Below are 20,391 nucleotides of genomic sequence, written 5' to 3' on the forward strand. Positions count from 1 at the left end.
GGGATGGTTGGGGCCGCTTCTGGTCACCGCCTTCGGGGGATTCCTGAGATTCTTTCGGCTCGGAGAGCCGCACGCGGTCGTCTTCGACGAGACCTTCTACATCAAGGACGCCTACGCGCTGCTGAAATTCGGCGTCGAGCGGGTGGCTCTCGGCGACACCAAGAACCCCATCGCCGACCGGATGATCATCGCGGGCGACCTGAACTTCTGGAAGCAGTGCCCGACCGTCGAGGAGTGCGCCGAATACGTCGCGCACCCCCCGCTCGGCAAATGGATGATCGCGGCCGGCGAGTGGCTGTTCGGCCTGACCCCCTTCGGCTGGCGCTTCGCCGGAGCGGTGGTGGGCACGCTGTCGATCCTGATCATCGCCAGGGTCGCCCGCAGGATGACCCGATCCACGCTGCTCGGCTGCCTGGCGGGCCTGCTGCTCGCGCTCGACGGGCTCCACTTCGTGCTCTCGCGCAACGCGCTGCTCGACATCTTCCTGATGTTCTGGGTGCTGGCCGGGTTCGGCTGCCTCGTGGTCGACAGGGACAAGGCCAGGCAGCGCCTGTCCGACTGGTACGAGACCTCCCTGACGACCGTGACCGGCCCCTGGCTGGGCGTCAGGCCGTGGCGGCTGGCAGGCGGCGCGTGCCTGGGGGCGGCGTGCGCGGTCAAGTGGTCGGGCGTCTTCTTCCTCATCGGCTTCGCGATCATGTCGCTGATGTGGGACGCGGGGGCGCGCAGGGCGCTCGGGCTGCGCCGGCCGTACAGGGGAGTGGTGGCGCGGGACCTGACCGGCGCGCTCGGGGCGCTCGCGCTGGCCCCCGCGGTGGTCTACATGCTCAGCTGGACCGGCTGGTTCGTGCGGGCGGAGGGCTGGGGGCGCAACTGGGACCAGGCCACGCAGGCGGGGCCCGCCTTCTTCGTCCTCGACTCCCTGCGCTCGTGGCTCGGCTACCAGCTGCAGGTGCTGGGCTTCCACACCGGCATGGACGACGGGCACCCGTACATGTCGGAGCCCTGGCAGTGGCCGCTGCTGCAGCGGCCCGTGTCGTTCTACTACCCGAGCGAGCCGCCGCCGACCGGCTGCGGCGCCGACAAGTGCTCCTCGGCGGTGCTGGGCGTCGGCACGCCCGCCCTCTGGTACCTGGCGCTGCTCGCGCTGCTCGCCCTCGTGGCCCTGTACGTGGCCAGGCGCGACTGGCGGGCGGGCGCGGTGCTGCTCGGTTACGGCGTGGGCTGGCTGCCGTGGTTCTACTACGCGATCGCCGACAACCGCACGATGTACCTGTTCTACATGACCCCCGTCGTGCCGTTCATGGTGCTGGCGCTCGTGCTCGTCGCGGGCGTCGCGCTCGGCCCCGCGAGCGCGCCGCCGATCAGAAGGGCCGCGGGCGCGGCCACGGTCGGCGCGTGCGCGCTGGTGGTACTGATCAACTTCTGGTGGCTCTACCCGATCCTGTCCGCGGAGACGATCACGTTCGCGCAGTGGTGGGCTCGGATGCTGATGCGCTCGTGGGTGTGAGCGCGGAGCGGCGGCGCACCTTGATCCCGCGCCTCAACGTGATCGCCGCCGCGATGCACGCCAGCGGTACGGCGGGCAGCAGGTAGCGGTAGTCGAACTCGGCCGTGGCTGCGGGCGCGAGGATCAGCCCGAACGCCCCCAGCCACGGCAGCAGCACGGGACCGCCCAGGTTGCGCCACCTGACCACCACGCCCGCCAGGCCGATCAGCAGGATCCCGCCCAGCATGACGCCCTGCAGGTAGAACACCTTCTGGTAGGTGCTCATGACGCCCGCCCACGGCTGCACGATCCTGGTCTCCGCGGGGCCCTGCTCGTAGATGAACGCGTCGGTGTCGGCCCTGCCGCCCACGGTCGCCCACTGCGGCAGCCGCTTGGGCTTGCCGTTGGCGTCGAGATCGTAGTACGGCTGGAACTGGTACATGTTGTAGGTCTTCGCGTCGGGGAAGCGCGGCCTGCCCCAGGTGAAGGCCCGCATGAAGTCGCGCGCGACCACCCCGAGATAGTCGCCGGGCTGGGCCAGGATCGCGCGCTTGGCGAACTCGCTGGCCACCTCGTTCTTGAAGTCGTCGAACTTCACCTTGCCCGGCAGCCGGTGCAGCACCTCGCCGCCGCCGTTGCCGTTGCCGCTACCGGTGCCCCACAGGTACCACTGCGCGTAACCGATCCGCTTGCTGACGGGCTCCTCGATGCACATGAAGGCCAGCGGCAGCTCGCGCGGCAGCTCAAGGTCCATCTTCTTGCAGTCGGCGAAGATCGACACTCGCATGTAGAGGATGAGGCCGTCGCTGTTGGTCATCGCGAACTTGCCGAAGGCCGTGTAGAACCACGTCATGTAGGCGACGACGGGGATGGCGCAGGCCGTGACCATGGCGACGATCGGCTTCCAGCCGGTGCGCTTGATCAGCATGTAGACGACGACCAGGCCGAGGATCGGCAGTCCGATCGAGCGGGTCAGCGCGGTGAGCGCGAGCAGGAACCCGACGACCGCGCCGACCTTCCACGACATGCGCCGGTGCCACAGGACCAGCGTGATGACGCCCACGACCAGCAGCGTGAACATCGTGTCCGACATCACCATCTGCTCGAGCTGGATCTGGTAGGCGTCGAACAGCACGGGCACGGCGGCCAGCGTCGCGCCCCACTTGGGCAACCCGAACTTCCTGCGCAGCAGCGCGTAGATGAGCACGCCCGCGGCCAGGCCCATCAGATGCTGGGTGAAGACCACCAGGGAGAAACTGTGGAAGGGGCGCAGCAGCATGAGCCAGAAGCTGTAGCCGTCCGGCCTGACCGCGCTCGGCCTCGGGTGCAGCGCCACCGAGACGTACTCGTAGGAGTCGTTGAACCACATCGCGGGGCCGTAGCCGAGCATCGCGACGAGCCGCAGCAACGCGCCGAGCGCGAAGGCGGTGAAGAACACGCGGTGTCTGCCCACGTAGGACAGCAAACGAGCCTTTCGCCCTGGGACGGAAGGCTCGACACGCGTTCTCTCGGCAACGCTCACCATGCTTTGACCTCCACCGCTCCTGCTGCAGAGGACCGGATAGTCCTTCCGGCGGTAGACCCAGCAGCGATAGTGCCGAGCTACCCGATTCTATCATTGGGCTCTTCGCCGAAGATTCCCCTAAAGAATGCCAGCCGTTTTGAGGACTTGACCCGACCACGCCGGGGCACAGGGCATGATGGTTGGCTGGAAGTGCCGTGACTGAAGGGTCTAGACGTGGAACTGACGGTGGTCATGCCCTGCCTCAACGAGGCCGAGACCGTGGAAGTCTGCGTGCGCAAGGCTGTTGCGTGCATGCAGGAGCACGGCATCGACGGCGAGGTGCTGATCGCCGACAACGGCAGCACGGACGGCTCGCAGCAGCTCGCCCGTGACGCCGGGGCCCGCGTGGTCCACGTGGAGGAGAAGGGGTACGGCAACGCCCTCATGGGCGGCATCCGCGCCGCCCGCGGCAAGTACGTCATCATGGGCGACGCCGACGACTCCTACGACTTCACCGCGCTGCTGCCGTTCGTCGAGCAGCTGCGCGACGGGGCCGACCTGGTGATGGGCAACCGCTTCAAGGGCGGCATCGCCCCCGGCGCCATGCCCCCGCTGCACCGCTACCTCGGCAACCCCGTCCTGTCGTTCGTCGGCAGGCTGTTCTTCCCCAGCGCGATCGGCGACTTCCACTGCGGTCTTCGCGGGTTCCGCCGCGAGTCGATCCTGCACCTCGGGCTGCAGACCGGCGGCATGGAGTTCGCCAGCGAGATGGTGGTCAAGTCCACGCTGCAGGGGCTCGACGTGCGTGAGGTGCCCACCACGCTCTCGCCCGACGGCCGCTCCCGCCCGCCGCACCTGCGCTCGTGGCGAGACGGCTGGCGCCACCTGCGCTTCCTGCTCCTGTACAGCCCCAAGTGGCTGTTCTTCATCCCCGGCCTCGTCCTCATGGCGCTCGGCCTGGTCGCCGGCGCCGCGCTGACGTTCGGTCCCGTGCAGATCGGCGAGCTCGCCTTCGACGTCGACACGCTGGTCGGCGCGTCCGCCGCGGTGGTGATCGGCTTCCAGGCGGCGCTGTTCGCGCTGTTCACCAAGGTCTACGCGGCCGAGGAGGGCTTCCTGCCCGAGTCGCCGCGCATCCGCAAGCTGATCAGCATCGTGACACTGGAGAAGGGTCTGATCGTCGGCGGACTGCTCGCGGTCGCCGGTCTGGTCGGCCTGGTGATGTCGCTGGTCCACTGGCAGGTCCGCAGCTTCGGCGCGCTCGACCCCCGCGAGTCGCTGCGCATCGTCGTCCCGTCGGCTACCGCGCTCATCATGAGCTTCCAGACCATCTTCGCCGCGCTGTTCGTCAGCATCCTGGGCATCAGGCGCACCAGGGAGACGGCCACCGACGTCGCCGCCAAGGCGGCGGAGGAGGCGGCCGAGGCGGTCAGCCGGGAGCAGTCCTCGACCCCCAAGGGCTGAGCCCTCACCGTGGCCGCGCGCGGCGTCTTCCGGATGCCGCGCAAGACGGTTGGCCCGAGCCTTAGTCTTGATGGCATGTTCTACGTCTCCACGCCGATCTACTACGTCAACGACGCTCCCCACCTGGGCCACGCCTACACGACCGTCGCGGGCGATGTGCTGACGCGCTGGCACCGCCAGCGTGGCGAGCAGGTGTGGTACCTCACGGGCACCGACGAGCACGGCCAGAAGATCATGCGCACCGCCGAGGCCAACGGCGTCACACCGCAGGAGTGGGCCGACAAGCTGGTCGAGGAGGCGTGGAAGCCGCTCTGGCGGCACCTCGAGATCGCCAACGACGACTTCATCCGCACCACGGAGAAGCGCCACACCGAGCGGGTCCAGGAGTTCGTCCAGGACCTCTACGACAAGGGCGAGATCTACAAGGGCGGCTACGAGGGCCCCTACTGCGTCGGCTGCGAGGAGTTCAAAACCCCCGGCGAACTGCTGGAGGGCGACCTCTGCCCGATCCACAAGGTCCCTGTCGAGTGGCTGCGCGAGGACAACTACTTCTTCAAGCTCTCCGAGTACGGCGAGCGCCTGCTGGAGTTCTACGAGGCCAACCCCGACTTCGTCCAGCCCGCCTCCGCGCGCAACGAGGTCGTGCAGTTCGTCAAGCAGGGCCTGCAGGACCTGTCGATCTCCCGCTCCACCTTCGACTGGGGCATCCCGATCCCGTGGGACGACAAGCACGTCATCTACGTGTGGGTCGATGCCCTGCTCAACTACGCCACCGCGGTCGGCTACGGCTCCGACCCCGCGCGCTTCGAGCGGATCTGGCCGGCCAACGTCCACCTCGTGGGCAAGGACATCCTGCGCTTCCACGCGGTCATCTGGCCCGCGATGCTGATGGCCAACGGGCTGCCGCTGCCCGGCAAGGTCTTCGCCAACGGCTGGCTGATGGTCGGCGGCGAGAAGATGAGCAAGTCCAACCTGACCGGCATCTCGCCGCAGCAGCTCACCGATCACTTCGGCGTCGACGCCTACCGCTACTACTTCCTGCGGGCCATCCCGTTCGGTCAGGACGGCTCGTTCTCGTGGGAGGACTTCGCCGCCCGCTACACCTCTGAGCTGGCCAACGACTTCGGCAACCTGGCCTCCAGGGTGGCCGCCATGGTCGGCAAGTACTTCGACGGCGAGCTGCCCGCGGCCGCCGTCCAGGAGGAGACCATCGCCACCGCGCTGGCCGCGACCGTGGCCAAGGCCGACAGGGCGATCGGCGACGAGCTCGACTTCGCGGGCGGGCTCGGCGCGATCTTCGAATTCGTGAAGCTGGTCAACGGCTACCTCAGCGAGCAGGAGCCGTGGAAGGTGGCCAAGGACACCTCGGAGGAGGGCCGCGCCAGGCTCGCCACGATCCTCTATACCGCCGCCGAGTCGCTGCGCGCGGTCGCCGTGCTGCTCAACCCGGTGATGCCCGCCACCGCGGAGAAGCTGTGGGCCTCGCTGGGGGCGGAGGAGCACCTGGGCGCCCTGGCGGCGCAGCGCGTGGACGAGGCGGGCCGGTGGGGCAGGCTGCCCGCGGGGGCGCGGATCGTGAAGGGCGAGATCCTCTTCCCGCGCCTGGAGAGCGTCGACTGACAAGAGTGGACCACACGGCCTCCGCGTCGCGCCGCGCACGCGGAGGCTCGTGATCGGTTGCGCGGGCTGACGGTGGTCAGCCGCGCAGCCGGACGGGGAGCGCGGTCAGCCTGCTCCCCTGGAGGCCGCCGATGCCGGCCTGCCGAAGCTCGGTGAAGGGGACCGTGAGGCGGGCGTCAGGGAAGTCGGTTCGGAGCACCGTGGCGACCGCGCGCAGTTCCAGCTGGGCGAGTTGGGCGCCGATGCAGAAGTGAGGGCCGGCGCCGAAGGTCAGGTCCGGCCCCGACGGGCGGGTGGGGTCGGTGTTGATCCCCTGGATGTCGACGAGGACAGGCGCTCGGGCGGGAAGCCGTACGCCGGCGAGTTCGATCTCGGCGGTCGTGAATCTCCAGAGGGTGAAGGGCGCGGGCGGGTGCCGCCGCAGCGTCTCGTGGACCAGCCGGTCGATCGCCTCTTCGTCCACCGCGTTCGGGTGAGGGTCGTCCGAGAGCGCTCGCGCGAGCAGGAAGCCGAGGGCGGCGTCGGTGGTCAGCTGTCCGGCGAAGATCAGCCCGAACAGGTGGTAGCGCAGCTGGTCCTGGGTGGTCTGCGCGGGCAGCCTGTCCCGCAACTCCGCGGCGAGCCCCTGACGTCCGTCGCCGAGCCCGCAGGCGGCGAGTTCCCCGAGCGCGGCGATCGCCCTGCCCTGCTCGCCGGGGTCGTCGCTGAACATCCGTCTGCAGGCGTCGGTGGCCTGGTCGACGAGGTCGAGGGGGATGCCGAGCAGGTCGAGCAGCACGGTGAGCGGGTAGCGGGTGGTGAAGCCGGCCATGAGGTCGACGGGCCTCCCGTCGGCGGCGAGTTCGGTGAGCAACTCCCTGGCGATCGCGTGGACCCGGTCGGACTGGGCGCGGATCCGTCTGGCGTTGAGCAGCGGGGCGTGTGCGCGTCGCAGGCTCGCGTGGTCGGGACCGTCGAGGGTGGTGAGGGACGGCTGCTCGGCGGCGGTTCGTTCGAGTCCTGCGGTGTGCGGGTCCCAGCTCGGGGGCGCGAACGCGGGGTCCTTGGCGATACGCGGGTCGGACAGGACGGCTCGCGCCAGGTCGTCGTCGGTCACGATCCACGCCCGTCCGCCGGCCGGAGCGTCCACCTGGACGATCGGTCCTGCGGCGCGCAGGGCGGGACGGGCGGGATCGGGTGCGGTGATGCCGCGGGCGGTCGCGGCGAACGGGTCGACGCCGTCGGAGTGGGGCGCGTTCAGCATCAGTACTCCAGGGAATCGGGGGATTCGGACGCGGAGGCGAGGTGGTGGCCGTGGCCGGGCACGCTACCAGATACCTCCACCGTGAAGTAACTTCATGGTGAAGGTAGATTGGTGGGGGTACGTTGTCAAAACGCGTCACCGGTACGACAAGGAAGACGGAGGGCCTCGATGGGGGAAGCGGAACCCGGCCACGACTCGGCGCAGCATCACCGGCTCATGGAAGGGCTGAGGGCCTACGGCGCGAACTACACCGAGTTCACCCGGCGCTTCGCGGCCTGGCTGGGCGTGCACTCCACCGACGCCGCAGCGCTCATGGAGATCTTCTACGCCGAGGACAGGGGAGCGCCGCTGTCGCCCGCCCGCCTCAGCGAACGCATCTCGCTGTCGTCGGGCGCCACCACCGCACTGCTCAACCGCCTCGAACGGGCCGGGCACATCGTCCGCACCCGCGAGCACGTCGACCGGCGGGTCGTCACCCTGACCAGCAGCCCGCGCATCCAGGAACCCGCCAGGAAGTTCTTCGGGCCCCTGTCCGACCGTATGGCCGCCGCGATGTCGGATTACCCGCCCGAGTTGCTCCAGCAGTTCGAGTCCTTCCTCCACCACCTGTGCGGCGCCATGGAGACCCAGCTCGAGCAGCAGGACCCGGACGCCTGACCGGCAGGCCGCCCCTCAACGACCCAAGCTCACCAGGCGGTCACCCGCAGGGCGAGCGCGTGATCGATGAGCTCCTCCCGCACGCCGGCCAGGCGCAGCACCTCCTCGGGCGAGGGATGCCCGTCGCTCGCCATCCCGCGCAGGACCACCGCCCCCTCCTTCAGCGTCGCCGCCCTGCCGGGGTCGGGTTCGACACGGGACAGCGCGTCGACCGCCATCGCGGCGTCGGGCAGGGCGCCGAGCCGTACGGAGATCTCGACGCCGCGCAGGTGCCAGGCGCGGGCGGCCTCCAGGTCGCCCTCGGTCTCCGCGATCGTGCCGAGCCCCACGAAAGCGCGGGTGAGGTTGCCCGAGCTCCTGATCCACCGCTCGTCGAACCGCTCCAGCGCCTGCTCGTACAGCCACCGCGCCGCCACGAGGTCACCCTCGGCGAGGGCGACGTCCGCGCGGCCGCGTAGCGCCGCGGCCAGGCACGTGGCCGATCCCGTACGGCGCGCCGTCTCCTCGGCCAGCTCGTAGTCGGCCCTTGCCGCCGCCAGATCGTCGTCGAACCGGTAGTCGCCCCTGTTGCACAGCAGGTCGGCCAGGTCCTCCAGCGCGCCGAGCAGGCCCGTCAGCTCGATCGCCTCCTCGACCAGGGCCAGGGCGGCGGCGCGGTCGCCGCGCGCGGCCGCCAGCCACGACAGCGAGTCGAGCGCGAACGCGGCCCCCCAGCGGTCGCCGAGCGCCCTGAACGCGGTGACGGCGGCGGTGAACTCCGCCGCTGCGGCGTCGAGGTCGCCGGCGGCCAGGTGCGGATAGCCCCAGATGACGTGGACGATCGCCCGCTCCCACGGGTCGGCGCTGCGCCTGCCGTGCTCCAGAGTGGCCAGCACCACCCGCACATCCGACTTGGTCGCGGTGACCATCGGCCACAGGAAGGTGACCAGCGGGTGACGGCGCGGCCTCGCCTCGTCCATGGCGATCGCCTCGGCCGCGGCCCTGTGGCGGATCCACGCATCCCTGTCGCCCGCGGCGGTGAGCGCGCACAGCACGTAGTCGTCACCGAACGAAGGGTCGGGCTCCGGGCCCGCCTGCTCGAGCAGCGCGGTGGCGTGGGCGACCGCGGAGGAGCGCACGCCGCGCATCCACAGGTAGGAGGAGAGCGAGGCCAGCAGCCTGACGCCCAGCGCGGTGCGCCGCGTGGCGACGGCCCAGCGCAGCGCGGTCATGAGGTTGTCGTGCTCGGCCGCCAGGCGGTCGAGCCATTCGAGCTGGTCGGCGCCGCGCAGGTGAGGGTCGGCCAGCTCGGCGAAGGCGAGGAAGCGGTCGGCGTGCGCCTGCCGTACGGGGTCGGGGTCGGTGAGGTGCTCGGCGCAGAAGGCGCGGACGGTCTCCAGCATGCGGTAGCGGCCGCGCGAGACCTCGAGCAGCGACTTGTCGGCCAGGGAGTCCAGGACGTCACGCGGCAGCCCGCACACCGCCTCGGCGTCGGCGGCGGTGGCGCCGCCCGCGAAGACGGTCAGCCGCGCGGCCATCGCCCTCTCGTCGTCGGACAGCAGGTTCCAGCTCCACGCGACCACGGCGCGCAGCGTGCGGTGCCGCGGCCCCGCCGTACGGCTGCCGCGCAGCGCGAGATGGTCGGCCACGTCGGCGACCTCGTGCGTGCGCATCCTGGCGGCGGCCAGTTCGATGGCGAGGGGCAGCCCGTCGAGGGCCGCGCAGAGCCGCCGCACGTCGTCGGGGTCGGCGGTGAAGCCGGGGCGCACGGCCCTGGCCCGCTCGGCGAACAGCCTGGCGGCGGCGTCGGGCGGCAGCGGGCTGACCGGCCACAGGTGCTCGCCCGTGATGCGGAGCGGCTCCCTGCTGGTGGCCAGGACGCGCAGGCGGGGACACCCGCCCAGGAGCAGCTCGGCGAGCGCGGCGACGGCGTCGACGAGATGCTCGCAGTTGTCCATGACGAGCAGCGTCGAGCGTTCGGCCAGCGCGGCGACCAGCCTGGACGTGGGAGTCATGGTGCCGGGCAGGCTCAGCAGCGCGCCCTCGCGCACGCCGAGCACGCCGAGCAGCGCCTGCGGCAGCTCGGCGCCCTCCTGGACCGTCGAGAGGTCGGCGAAGGCGACGTCGTCGCCGCTCGCGACCTCGATCGACAGCCGTGTCTTGCCCACCCCGCCGGGACCGAGCAGGGTGACCAGGCGGGCCTCCCGCAGCAGGCCGCGTACTCCTTCCACGTCGGAATCCCTGCCGACCAGGCCGGTCAGCGGGGCGGGCGGAGCCGTGGGGCGGGCGCCGCGCAGCAGGCCCTGATGGACGGCGGCCAGGTCGGCCGACGGGTCGGCGCCCAGCTCCTCCGCCAGCACCTGCCTGGTCTCCTCGAAGGCGACCAGCGCCTCGGCCTGCCTGCCCTCGCCGTGAAGAGCGCGCATGAGCTGGCCGCGGAGGCGTTCGCGCAGCGGGTGACGGTCGATCTCCGCGCGCAGTTCGGCGGCGACACCGGGGGCTCCGGCGCGCAGGTCGGCCTCGAACCGGTCCTCCAGCGCGGTCAGCCTGCGCTCCTCCAGACGAACGGCGTCGGCCGACGCCGGTCCTCGCCACAGTGCCAGAGCCCGGCGCAGCAGATCGGCGGCACCGGCGGGGTCACCGGCCTCCAGCGCGGCGCGGCCCTCGTCGGCCAGACCAAGGAAGACGTGCGCGTCGACCGCCGAGGGATCGACGTCGAGGCGGTAGCCGCCGGGCAGCAGCTCGATCGTGAACGAGCGGCGCAGGCGGGAGACCTGCGACTGCAGGGCGTGGCCGGCGTTGGCGGGGGGCCGCTCGCCGTACAGGGAGTCGATCAGGCTGCCGGCGGCGACGACCTGGCCGGCACGGGCCAGCAGGAGGGCGAGCAGGGCACGCTGGGTGGGGCCGCCGAGCGGCACCTGCGTGCCGTCGGCGCGCCAGGCCGCGGTGGCCCCGAGGATCCCGAACCGCATGGAGACGATTGTCCCTTGCCGCGACGGTACCTTTGGGGGAGTGAGCACCCTTCCCTCCGCGCCCGAGCCGCTGACGACGCCCGTCTTCGACAGCCACTGCCATCTCGACATCATGGTGGGCACCAGGCAGGCCTCCTCCGGAGACCCCGTGGCGCAGGCCGCGCAGGCGGCCTCGGCCAGCGTGGAGAGCATCCTGGCCGACTCCCGCGCGGTGGGCGTCAACAGCCTCGTCACCATCGGCTACGACCTGCCGTCCTCGGTGTGGGGGGCGCGGGTCGCCGCCGCCCACCGCGACGTCTACGCGGGCGTGGCGATCCACCCGAACGAGGCGCACGCCGCGACACCCGAGGTGCTGGCCGAGATCGAGGCGCTGGCCGGCGAGCCCGACGTGCGGGCGGTCGGCGAGACGGGGCTCGACTACTACCGTGACTGGGCGTCGAAGGACGACCAGCACGCGGGCTTCCGCGCGCACATCGAGATCGCCAAGCGGACGGGCAAGGCGCTGGTCATCCACGACCGCGACGCCCATGACGACGTCCTGAAGGTGCTGGCGGCGGAGGGCGCGCCCGAGCGCGTGGTCTTCCACAGCTACTCCGGGGACGCCGAGATGGCCAAGAAGTGCGTGGAAGCCGGATATTTCATGTCCTTCTCCGGTCCCGTGACGTACAAGAACGCCGGCTACCTGCGCGAGGCTGCCAGGGTGGCGCCCAAGGAGCTGATCCTGGTCGAGACCGACGCGCCGTACCTGCCGCCGGTCCCGCACCGCGGCAAGCCCAACGCCCCCTACCTCATCCCGCTCACGCTGCGCTGCCTGGCAGAGGTCAAGGACATGCCAGCTGACGTGCTGTGCGAGGCCGTGAACACCAACGGAGAGGCGGTCTTCGGCATCTCCCGGTGAACCCGCCCCGCGCTCGGTTAGCCTCGCGCGGGTGATGGCTAGAGGACGACGACGCGCCCCCCGGCCCCTCTGGAAGTCGGGCCGGGCGATGGCCGGTTACGGGTTCGTGACGGCTGCCCTGGCCGGTTCGATCATCGTCGCCACGCTCGGCGAGGAGGTCGCGCTGGTCGTGGACGGCAAGGCCATGGCGCTGCGCAGCACCGCCGGTACCGTGGCCGAGGTGCTCGAGCAGGCCGAGATCCCGTTCGGGGAGCACGACTACCTGTACCCCGCCGCCCACACCCCGATCGGCGAGGCGACCACGATCGTGGTCCGCCACGCCCGCCCGATCACGCTCACCGTCGACGGCCGCACGGCCAGGCACGTCGTCACCGCCACGAGCGTCGGCGGGGCGCTCGACGAGCTCGCCATCGAGCACGGCGGCAGCCGCCTGTCCGCGCCGAGGACCGGCGCCATCCCGTTGGGCGGGATGGCGGTCACGATGTTCACCCCCCGCGAGGTGCACGTGGTCGCGGGGGAGCGGCGCCTCACCACCACGACCACCAGCGCGACCGTCAGGGGCGTGCTGCGGCAGACCAGGGTCCGGTACGGCAGGGGCTACCGCGTCACGCCCGCGCTCCGCAGCTTCCCTCGCGAGGGCACCACGATCACGGTCGCCCCGGCCGGGCCCGCCGCGCCGCCGCGCACCATCCCGATCCAGGCCGACGTGGCGCGGCTCAACTGGGCGGCGCTGGCCGCGTGCGAGTCCCGCGGCAACCCGCACGCCTACAACCCCTCGGGCCCCTACTACGGCCTGTACCAGTTCAGCCTGCCGATGTGGCAGGCGGTCGGCGGCGCAGGCATGCCGCACGTCTGGTCCGCCGAGGAGCAGACCTACCGGGCGCAACTGCTCTACCTGCGCGTCGGCGGGCGCTGGCAGGGTCAGTGGCCGCACTGCGGGGCCAGACTGTTCGGCTAGGCCGGCCCCGCTCACCCGCCCGCCGACGCCCCGAACTCGACGCCCTTCGGCGGCTGGAGCTCCTGGACGGTGTCCTCGTTGCGCCCCGCGATGCCGACCATGCCGTACGGCGCGGCGTCAGGCGCGCCGGCGAGCACACGGTTGCCGGCGAAGGCGACCGACCAGCCGAACCTGCCGCCCGGTGGGAAGACCAGCCTGCGTTCGGCGGATCCGCCGCTGCCCGACAGGATCCGTACCGCGCCCGTGCCGCCCGCGTACGGGGCGCCGACCGCGAGTCTGCCGTCCTTGGAGGCGGCCAGCGAGAAGCCGAAGTTGCCCTCGCCCTTCACCTTCCTCGTCGGCTTGCCCGCGGCGTCGAGGAACTGCACGAAGTCGGCCTGCGGCGCGCCCACCGCGATGCCCATGCCCTCGACGTAGGCCACCGCGTAGCCGAACCTGTCACCGGCACGGTCGTCGGGCGGCTCCCACTTGACGGCCGTCGGCTTCTGCGCGGTGATGTCGGCGATGATGCTCACCGAGCCGGAGTCGAGCCTGCCCTCGCCGTTCTGGACGCCGGCGCCGTCGTCGTTCTCGTACGGCACGCCGACGACCAGGCTGTTGCCCGCCCCGAAGGCCAGCGCCCAGCCGTACTGGTCGCCCACCTCGGGGTTGCCCAGGATCTCCTTCGACTCCTGGTTGATCTTCTTCATCTTGCCTTGGCCCTTGAGGACGTAGACCGACCCCGTGTCGGCCAGGTCCCCCTGGTCCTCGTACGGCGCGCCAACGGCGATCATCTCCCCCTTGGCCGCCACCGACCAGCCGAAATGCGCGTCGGGCTGCGGCTCTGGCGACGTCACCCTGATAGGGGCGCCGCCCTTGCCGGGCATGATGTAGACGACGCCCGCGTCCTGCAGGGACTCCACGTCGGCGTACGGCGCGCCGACCAGCAGGTCGGCGCAGCCGTCCCCGTCGATCTCCGCCAGGGCCACCGACCAGCCGAACCCGTCGCCCTCCCGGAGGGTGGTGGGCGGCTTGACAGGAACGATCTCGTCGTCGGACACCAGATAGACCGCGCCGGCGCCGTCGAACGGGTCGCCGACGACGGCGTCGCGGGCGACCACGTCACTCGTGCAGGGCATCGCCCGCGCGGCTTCGCCACCGTTTCCTGACGCGATGGCCGCGGCTCCGTGGGTCATGGCGACCGTTCCGGGGGTGATGGCGACCGTTCCTTGGGTCATGGCGGTTGTGAGGAGGACGGTCAGGAGTGCACGAGTCATGACAGTCGCACCTCGATTTCCTTCCCGCCCTGCAGCATGGTGCCGGACAGGACGGCGGGCATCCGCTGCGGCGGCAGGTCGAACACGAACGTCCCGTCGATCCGCCCGCCCGGCGGGATCGAGTCGGGAAGCGCGCTGGACAATGTCGTGACCTCATGGACGGCGCCCCTGTCGTCGCGCAGCGTGACGGAAGGCTTGCCGATGGGGCGTGCCGTACCGCTGGGGTTCACCATCGTCCACTTGATCACGCAGAACCGGCCCGACGTGGGCTGGTTGCCGCCGTAGTCGGTCAGGCCGCAGTCGGGCCGCCGGGCGACGATCACCTGTGGGTCGTCGAAGCCGGCGCCCAGCTGGATACGCCTGCCGATATCGGTGACCGCGTTCACCTGGGCGGTGGCGCCGTTCCCTGTCGTCGGCGTCGCCGTGGTCTGTGGCGACGGCCTGTTGACCATCAGGAGCGCGATCGTGACCAGCAGCGCCACCGCCGCGACGATCACGGGGATCAGCCAGCGATTGGTCTTCGGCCTGGCGTCCTCGGCGGGAGCCTGCTGCAGCATGACCGGCACCGGCGTCGGCGTGGGCACCGGCGTCGGTGCGGGCGTCGATGTCGGTGTTGGTGTGGGCGTCGGTGGCGGTGTGGGCGTCGGTGTGGGTGCGGGCGTCGGTGTCGGTGTCGCGACCGGCGGGCTCGAGAGGGTCGCCGACAACACCTCCGTGGCGTCGGGCTCGTCGGCGATGTTCGCCGGCGGCTGCCAGGGCTGGTCGAAGCACTCCGTGGCGACCAGCGTCGCCGGGTCGGGAGCGGGGACGCGCCCGCCGACCAGCGATATCAGCAGGTCCTGCGCCGTCGGCCGATGGAGCGGGTCCATCGCGGTGGCCCGCCGTACCAGCTCGTTGAGCGGCGCGGGCAGCGCGCCGAGATCAGGCGGCTGGTGCAGCACCCTGGTCGCCAGCGTGATGGCGTCGCCGCGGCCGAACGGATGGCGGCCGTTGCCCGCGAACGCCACCAGGCAGCCCCACGCGAACACGTCGGCCGCGGGCGTCACCTGCTGCCCGCGCACCTGCTCCGGCGCCCACCAGCCTGGACTCCCCAGCAGCTCGCCCGACAGCGTGAAATTGCTCTCACGGTCGAGGGCCCTGGAGATGCCGAAGTCGATCACCCTGGGTCCCGACATCGACAGGATGACGTTGGCCGGCTTCAGATCGCGGTGCACCAACCCCGCCACGTGGATGGCGGCGAGCGCCGCCGCCACCCCCAGCGCCACGCCGTGCAGCGCGCCCGGCTCCAGCGCGCCGTACTTGGCGATCTGCGTCGACAGGGGAACTCCCGAGATGAACTCGGTCACCATGTACGGCCTGCCCGCGCCGTCGTTGCCGTTGTCGAGCACCTGCGCGGTGCAGAACGATGCCACTCTGCGCGCGTTGTCCACCTCCGCGTGGAAGCGCGCGTTGAAGCCCTCCTGGTTGGCGAACTCCGCCTTCACCACCTTGACGGCGACAGGACGACCGGTCGGCGCGATCGCCAGGAAGACCGTGCCCATGCCGCCCTCGCCGAGCCGCCCCAGCAGGCGGTAGGGCCCGATCTCCCGCGCGTCGGTCGGACGCAGTGGCGTGGCGCCCGTCGGCTCCATCAGGGAAGTCCCTTCGTCGTTCACACCATCCTCCCTCCTCCGCCTGGTTCTTCGTAGCGTCGTGGATGCTGGAGACTTAATGAATGACGTGGGGAGTGCCATTGTGAGCCTGTTGGGGCCGGTTGAAATACGTAATTTGGCGGACAAGCTGGACCTTCGTCCGACAAAGAAGTTCGGACAGAACTTCGTGATCGACGGCGGGACGGTCCGGCGGATCGTCCGCACGGCCGGGTTGTCGGCCGACGACGTCGTGATCGAGGTCGGTCCAGGGCTCGGGTCGCTCACCCTCGCCCTGCTGCCCGAGGCCGCCCACGTCGTCGCCGTGGAGATCGACCCCGTGCTGGCCACCCAGCTTCCCCTGACCGTCGACACGCGCGGGCTCGGCGACAAGCTGACCGTCGTCCAGGCCGACGCCCTGCGGGTGGGCCTCGGCGACTTCGGCGGGCACGTCCCCACCGCCCTGGTCGCCAACCTGCCCTACAACGTCTCCGTGCCGGTGGTGCTTCACCTGCTGGAGGCGCTGCCCTCGCTCCGCAAGGGCCTGGTCATGGTGCAGGCCGAGGTCGCCGACCGGCTCGCCGCCCCTCCCGGCTCCAAGGTGTACGGCGTGCCGTCCGCCAAGGCCGCCTGGTACGCCGACGTGCGCAGGGCCGGGCCCGTCGGCCGTACGGTGTTCTGGCCGGTGCCGAACGTGGACTCGGGGCTCGTCTCGCTCGAGCGCCGCGACCCGCCCGCCACCACCGCGACACGCGAGCAGGTCTTCTCGGTGGTGGACGCTGCCTTCGCCCAGCGGCGCAAGACCCTGCGAGCCGCCCTGTCCTCACTGTTCGGTACGGCACCGCGCGCGGAGGAGGCACTGCGAGCCGCCGGAGTGGAGCCTTCGACGCGGGGCGAGCAACTGGACATCGTCGCCTTCGCGAGAATCGCGGAACACCTCGACTGACCGGCGCGCCCATCCACAGCCAGTACCTCACCCCGCTCTGGCCCCCCATCTCGCCCCGCCTCGCCTTGCCCGCTCTGCCTCGCCCCGTCTCGCCTTGCCCGCTCTGCCTCGCCCCGTCTCGCCTCGCCCCGTCTCGCCTCGCCCAGCCCCACGCCGCCCCGCCTAGCCCCGCCTCGCCCAGCCCCACCCCGCCCCGCCTAGCCCCGCCTCGCCCAGCCCCACCCCGCCCCGCCTAGCCCCGCCTCTCGCCCTACCACGCCTCGCTCAGCCCATCCCGCCCGCTCTGCCTCGCCCGCTCTGACTCGCTGTTCCGCCTCGCCTCGTCCACAGCCTGTGCGCCGTCTCCCTTCCTCGCCCACAAGCTGTATCCCCGCCCGCCCCGCCTACAGCCTGCGCGCCGCCTCCCCTTCCTCGCCTACGACCTGTACGCCGTCTCGCCTCGTCCACAGCCTGTGCGCATCTCACCTTCCTCATCCACAGAACCCCGCTCGGCCACTTCCACGTGAACCTCTCCGGATGATCCTGAGCCTTCCCTTCCACGGCTCAGGAGGTTCTGATGTGGCTCACCATCGGCTTTCTCGCGACCCTCAGCGCCTGGCCAGGCGCGGCGGCCGAGCCCGGAACGCCGCCATGCCTCGGCACGGTGACACTGCCAGCCGACCACACTCGCCTGACGGTCGTCCTGCCTCCCGAGGCGTGCGCCTCTGGCCGAAAATCGCTGACGAGGTGGTCGGTGATGCGCATGCCGATGACGGACGCCGACTGGCTCGACGGCTGGCGACACCACTTCTCGACATGGCACCGCCCTGGCGAGGCCCCGCTCCGAACCCCGGCATGGCACCATCCTGGTGAGGCTCCGCTCCAAGCCCCGGCATGGCACCGCGCTGGCGAGGCTCCGCTCCGAGCTCCGGTATGGCACCGCCCGGGTGAGGCCTCGCTCCGAGCCCCGGCATGGCACCGCCCAGGCGAGGCTCCGCTCCGAGCCCCGGCATGGCACCGCCCAGGCGAGGCCTCGCTCCGAACCCCGTCGCCAGGTGTCGCCCGGCCATGGGCCACTCCGCCTCGCGTCGCGGACCCGGGCATGATCGCGGTTCGCGTGACCCCGGCTGACGTGGACCCGGCTCGCGTCACCACCCCGCCCTTGGGCGGCATGCCGCGCGTTGTGATGCCCGGCTTCGCCAAGCCCCGTGTCGGCCTGCCACGCGTCGTCCGACGTCCCGTGCCACCGCCCCGCGTCAGGCCGCCCAAGGTCGCCAAGCCCGGCAGGACACCGGGCACCGGCAGACCCCGCCCGAGCCGGGTCACGCGCGCCAAGGGCGACACCGCGGCCATCGCGGCGATCGCCCGCCTGGGCACCCCGTTCTCCTGGGGCGGCGGCACCCCCGCAGGACCCAGCAGAGGCATAGGGCGAGGCGCGGGCACCGTCGGGTTCGACTGCTCAGGCCTGACGCTCTACGCCTGGTCTAGAGCGGGGGTGAAGCTCGGCCATTACACCGGGACCCAGTTCCGGCAAGGCCGGCGCATCCGGCTGACCGACCTGCGCCGCGGCGACCTGGTGTTCTTCGGCGGCGGAGGAGGCGACCCCACCCACGTCGGCCTGTACCTCGGCGACGGCATCATGATCCACGCTCCCAAAACCGGTGATGTGGTCAAGAAGACCGACTTCCTGGACTCGGCCTACTACCGCCCCCGCTACCGAGGAGCCGTCCGCCCCGGCTGACCCCGACAACCCCAACGGCTGCCTGACACGGCACCCCACCTGCCCGGCGGAGGAAGCCCGCTGTCCCCCTCCGCCGGGCAGGCCCGCCCACCAGGACATGGCCTGCCCAAAGGCTTCCGCGCCGCGCGCCAGAACGTGGCCTGCTCCAAGGGCTTCCGCGCTACGGGCCAGAACGTGGCCTGCTCCAAGGGCTTCCGCGCTACGGGCCAGAATGTGGCCTGCTCCAAGGGCTTCCGCACTACGGGCCAGAATGTGGCCTGCTCCAAGGGCTTCCGCACTACGGGCCAGAACATGGCCTGCCCGAAGGCTTCCGCGCTACAGGAGCCGGTGCGCTCTGGGCCAACTCATCGATGGGCTCCGGGCATGGCGGCTACGGGTTGCCGAGGTGCGGGGCCGGCTCTGGCCGGGTCACCGCTGGGCCGGCGGGCGTGGAATCTCGCGGGCGCAGGCTCAGGGCCGGGTGCGCCGACAGGATGCCGACCGGATTCTGTCGCGTGGCAGCAACGGGCCCGGGCAGGCCGCCCACGGGTTGCCGGAGCGTGGGGCTGGGGGCTCTGGCTCGCCGACGCCCCTGGTGTGGCAGCCGACAGGCTCGCGGGACATGGGGCGACGCGTGCCGGGTCGAGGTCCCGGGGCCTGGTATCCGACAGGTTCGTGGTTCTTGGGGCGATGTGTTCCGGGCGTGGTGGCCGACGGGCTTGTGGTTTTTGGGGTGGCGTGTTCTGGGTCGAGGTGCCGGGGGCCTGGTATCCGACAGATTCGTGGCTCTTGAGGCGATGCGTCCCGGGCGTGGTGGCCGACGGGCCTGTGGTTCTTGGGGCGGCGTGTTCCGGGGCGGGGTTCCGGGGCCTGACAGTCGCGAGGCTCGTGGGGTGTGGGGTGACGCGTCCCGGGGTCGAGGGCTCGCGACCTGGCAGTGGGCGGGTGCTGGGTCGGGGAGCCGGTGGGGTTCAGACTCGCCTGGCCTCGCCTCAGGGTCAGGACACGCTGGCGACGAGGGCTGCGACCAGCGGGGTCAGGAGCGCCTGGTCCTCGGGCCGGCCTGGCTCGTACTCCGTGATGCCGAGCCCCGCCGGCTCGAACCGTTCCGTCAGAGCCGTCACGAGCTTGAGAAGGTGGTCAGGCTGCAGCCCCGCAGACGCCGGACTCCCCACGGACGCGAACACCTCGGGATCCAACACATCAAGATCGATATGGACGTAGACGGCCGAGGCTCCGGTAGCCGCCACGGCTTCCACCAGCACGGCGGGGTCGGCCAGGTCGGCCGCGGTCACATGGGTGAGGCCGCTGGCCGCGATGAAGTCCCGCTCGCCTGGGTCCAGGTCCCGCGCACCGGCCAGAACCACCCTGCTGGGGCTGATGGCACGTCCGGGCACCAGTTCGTCATGCCCTTCGCCGGTGAGCGCTCGCAGGATCATCCCGTGGAAGGCGCCGGAGGGGGACGACGTGGGGGTGTTGAGGTCCCCGTGCGCGTCGAACCAGACGAGGGCGAGACGCTCGCCGTACCGATCGATCGCGTCGGACACGGGCGCCAGCTCGACGCCACAGTCTCCGCCCACGGTCACCACGAACCCGTCGCGGGCGCCGCCGATGGCAGCCCTGGCCCTACCGGCGGTGGTGGCGAGAGCGGAAGGAGCATCGCCTTCTTCGACCTCGACCCGATGGCGGACCGCGTCCGGCACCATCGCCGCGAGCAGCCCGGCCCCTTCGACCAGGCGCTCGGCCGTTGCCGAACCCGACCCTCGCCACTGCGGCACCTCGACGACCGTCACCTGAGACATCGGATCCACCTCACTCGTGCTGGGTTGCTGCCGCAGTCGGCAGAATATGCCGAACCGCCAGACCTACGAGCTCGGCCCCGCAGCCCTCCGTGTCGCTTGGGTCTGGCCTGCGAGTTCGGCTCGGCAGCTCTCTGTGTCGCTTGGGTCTGGCCTGCGAGTTCGGCTCGGCAGCTCTCTGTGTCGCTTGGGTCTGGCCTGCGAGTTCGGCTCGGCAGCTCTCTGTGTCGCTTGGGCCTGGCCCCGAGCCCTCGCTCCCTCTCACATCCGTTCGCTCCT

Annotated in this window: 14 protein-coding genes; 8 read left to right on the forward strand and 6 right to left on the reverse strand. The window is 71.3% G+C overall.

From position 1 onward, the window contains the following. Window positions 1–7 precede the first annotated feature (7 nt). Window positions 8–1,510, forward strand: a complete 1,503-nt coding sequence (locus AC3EO4_RS12940; RefSeq protein WP_379583571.1) for a dolichyl-phosphate-mannose--protein mannosyltransferase — start codon at window positions 8–10, stop codon at window positions 1,508–1,510. On the opposite strand, the gene AC3EO4_RS12945 is transcribed toward AC3EO4_RS12940, so the two are convergent. Continuing rightward, window positions 1,461–2,942: a hypothetical protein gene (locus AC3EO4_RS12945; protein WP_431895606.1), complete on the reverse strand. Its 1,482-nt coding sequence runs from the start codon at window positions 2,940–2,942 to the stop codon at window positions 1,461–1,463. The genes AC3EO4_RS12940 and AC3EO4_RS12945 overlap by 50 nt on opposite strands. Before the next feature lie 285 nt (window positions 2,943–3,227). On the opposite strand from AC3EO4_RS12945, the gene AC3EO4_RS12950 reads away from it, so the two are divergent. Then, window positions 3,228–4,457 (forward strand): glycosyltransferase, encoded by a 1,230-nt coding sequence (locus tag AC3EO4_RS12950; RefSeq protein WP_379583574.1) that lies wholly within the window; start codon window positions 3,228–3,230, stop codon window positions 4,455–4,457. Between the two features lie 75 nt (window positions 4,458–4,532). Next, entirely contained in the window at window positions 4,533–6,077 is a 1,545-nt protein-coding gene (gene metG / locus AC3EO4_RS12955) for a methionine--tRNA ligase (protein ID WP_431895608.1), read from the forward strand. Between the two features lie 76 nt (window positions 6,078–6,153). On the opposite strand, the gene AC3EO4_RS12960 is transcribed toward metG, so the two are convergent. Beyond that, window positions 6,154–7,320, reverse strand: a complete 1,167-nt coding sequence (locus tag AC3EO4_RS12960) for a cytochrome P450 (protein WP_431895609.1) — start codon at window positions 7,318–7,320, stop codon at window positions 6,154–6,156. A gap of 168 nt (window positions 7,321–7,488) precedes the next feature. Between AC3EO4_RS12960 and AC3EO4_RS12965 the strand changes: the two genes are divergently transcribed. Continuing rightward, a complete protein-coding gene (locus tag AC3EO4_RS12965; protein WP_431895611.1) occupies window positions 7,489–7,977 on the forward strand; it encodes a MarR family winged helix-turn-helix transcriptional regulator in 489 nt (162 codons plus the stop codon). 29 nt (window positions 7,978–8,006) lie between these two features. On the opposite strand, the gene AC3EO4_RS12970 is transcribed toward AC3EO4_RS12965, so the two are convergent. Beyond that, window positions 8,007–10,928, reverse strand: coding sequence for an ATP-binding protein (locus AC3EO4_RS12970; RefSeq protein WP_431895613.1), 2,922 nt, complete (start codon window positions 10,926–10,928; stop codon window positions 8,007–8,009). A gap of 40 nt (window positions 10,929–10,968) precedes the next feature. Here AC3EO4_RS12970 and AC3EO4_RS12975 point away from each other — a divergent pair, with 40 nt between their 5' ends. Continuing rightward, entirely contained in the window at window positions 10,969–11,826 is an 858-nt protein-coding gene (locus AC3EO4_RS12975; protein WP_431895615.1) for a TatD family hydrolase, read from the forward strand. Window positions 11,827–11,860: 34 nt separating this feature from the next. Continuing rightward, the gene (locus tag AC3EO4_RS12980; protein WP_431895617.1) at window positions 11,861–12,784 is read left to right on the forward strand and encodes a resuscitation-promoting factor; all 924 of its coding nucleotides are present in this window, start codon (window positions 11,861–11,863) and stop codon (window positions 12,782–12,784) included. Between the two features lie 11 nt (window positions 12,785–12,795). On the opposite strand, the gene AC3EO4_RS12985 is transcribed toward AC3EO4_RS12980, so the two are convergent. Together AC3EO4_RS12985 and AC3EO4_RS12990 are read right to left on the reverse strand one after the other, a co-directional pair. Then, the gene (locus AC3EO4_RS12985; RefSeq protein WP_431895618.1) at window positions 12,796–14,040 is read right to left on the reverse strand and encodes a hypothetical protein; all 1,245 of its coding nucleotides are present in this window, start codon (window positions 14,038–14,040) and stop codon (window positions 12,796–12,798) included. After that, complete coding sequence (locus AC3EO4_RS12990; protein ID WP_431895620.1) at window positions 14,037–15,695, reverse strand: serine/threonine-protein kinase; 1,659 nt, start codon at window positions 15,693–15,695, stop codon at window positions 14,037–14,039. The genes AC3EO4_RS12985 and AC3EO4_RS12990 overlap by 4 nt, the downstream gene beginning before the upstream one ends. 55 nt (window positions 15,696–15,750) lie before the next feature. Here AC3EO4_RS12990 and rsmA point away from each other — a divergent pair, with 55 nt between their 5' ends. Together rsmA and AC3EO4_RS13000 are read left to right on the forward strand one after the other, a co-directional pair. Then, entirely contained in the window at window positions 15,751–16,614 is an 864-nt protein-coding gene (gene rsmA / locus AC3EO4_RS12995) for a 16S rRNA (adenine(1518)-N(6)/adenine(1519)-N(6))-dimethyltransferase RsmA (RefSeq protein ID WP_379583589.1), read from the forward strand. Between the two features lie 1,081 nt (window positions 16,615–17,695). Further along, entirely contained in the window at window positions 17,696–18,334 is a 639-nt protein-coding gene (locus AC3EO4_RS13000) for an NlpC/P60 family protein (protein ID WP_431895622.1), read from the forward strand. 977 nt (window positions 18,335–19,311) lie between these two features. On the opposite strand, the gene AC3EO4_RS13005 is transcribed toward AC3EO4_RS13000, so the two are convergent. Beyond that, window positions 19,312–20,115, reverse strand: a complete 804-nt coding sequence (locus tag AC3EO4_RS13005) for an arginase family protein (protein WP_431895623.1) — start codon at window positions 20,113–20,115, stop codon at window positions 19,312–19,314. Window positions 20,116–20,391 lie beyond the last annotated feature (276 nt).

The sequence above is a fragment of the Nonomuraea sp. bgisy101 genome (assembly GCF_057708945.1).

Excerpts from the sequence above, each read along its gene's own strand:
- AC3EO4_RS12970 (WP_431895613.1), bottom strand. The coding sequence starts at position 10,928 with ATGCGGTTCGGGATCCTCGGGGCCACCGCGGCCTGGCGCGCCGACGGC.
- AC3EO4_RS12980 (WP_431895617.1), top strand. The coding sequence starts at position 11,861 with ATGGCTAGAGGACGACGACGCGCCCCCCGGCCCCTCTGGAAGTCGGGC.
- AC3EO4_RS12985 (WP_431895618.1), bottom strand. The coding sequence starts at position 14,040 with ATGACTCGTGCACTCCTGACCGTCCTCCTCACAACCGCCATGACCCAA.
- rsmA (WP_379583589.1), top strand. The coding sequence starts at position 15,751 with ATGAATGACGTGGGGAGTGCCATTGTGAGCCTGTTGGGGCCGGTTGAA.
- AC3EO4_RS13000 (WP_431895622.1), top strand. The coding sequence starts at position 17,696 with ATGATCGCGGTTCGCGTGACCCCGGCTGACGTGGACCCGGCTCGCGTC.
- AC3EO4_RS12960 (WP_431895609.1), bottom strand. The coding sequence starts at position 7,320 with ATGCTGAACGCGCCCCACTCCGACGGCGTCGACCCGTTCGCCGCGACC.
- AC3EO4_RS13005 (WP_431895623.1), bottom strand. The coding sequence starts at position 20,115 with ATGTCTCAGGTGACGGTCGTCGAGGTGCCGCAGTGGCGAGGGTCGGGT.
- metG (WP_431895608.1), top strand. The coding sequence starts at position 4,533 with ATGTTCTACGTCTCCACGCCGATCTACTACGTCAACGACGCTCCCCAC.
- AC3EO4_RS12965 (WP_431895611.1), top strand. The coding sequence starts at position 7,489 with ATGGGGGAAGCGGAACCCGGCCACGACTCGGCGCAGCATCACCGGCTC.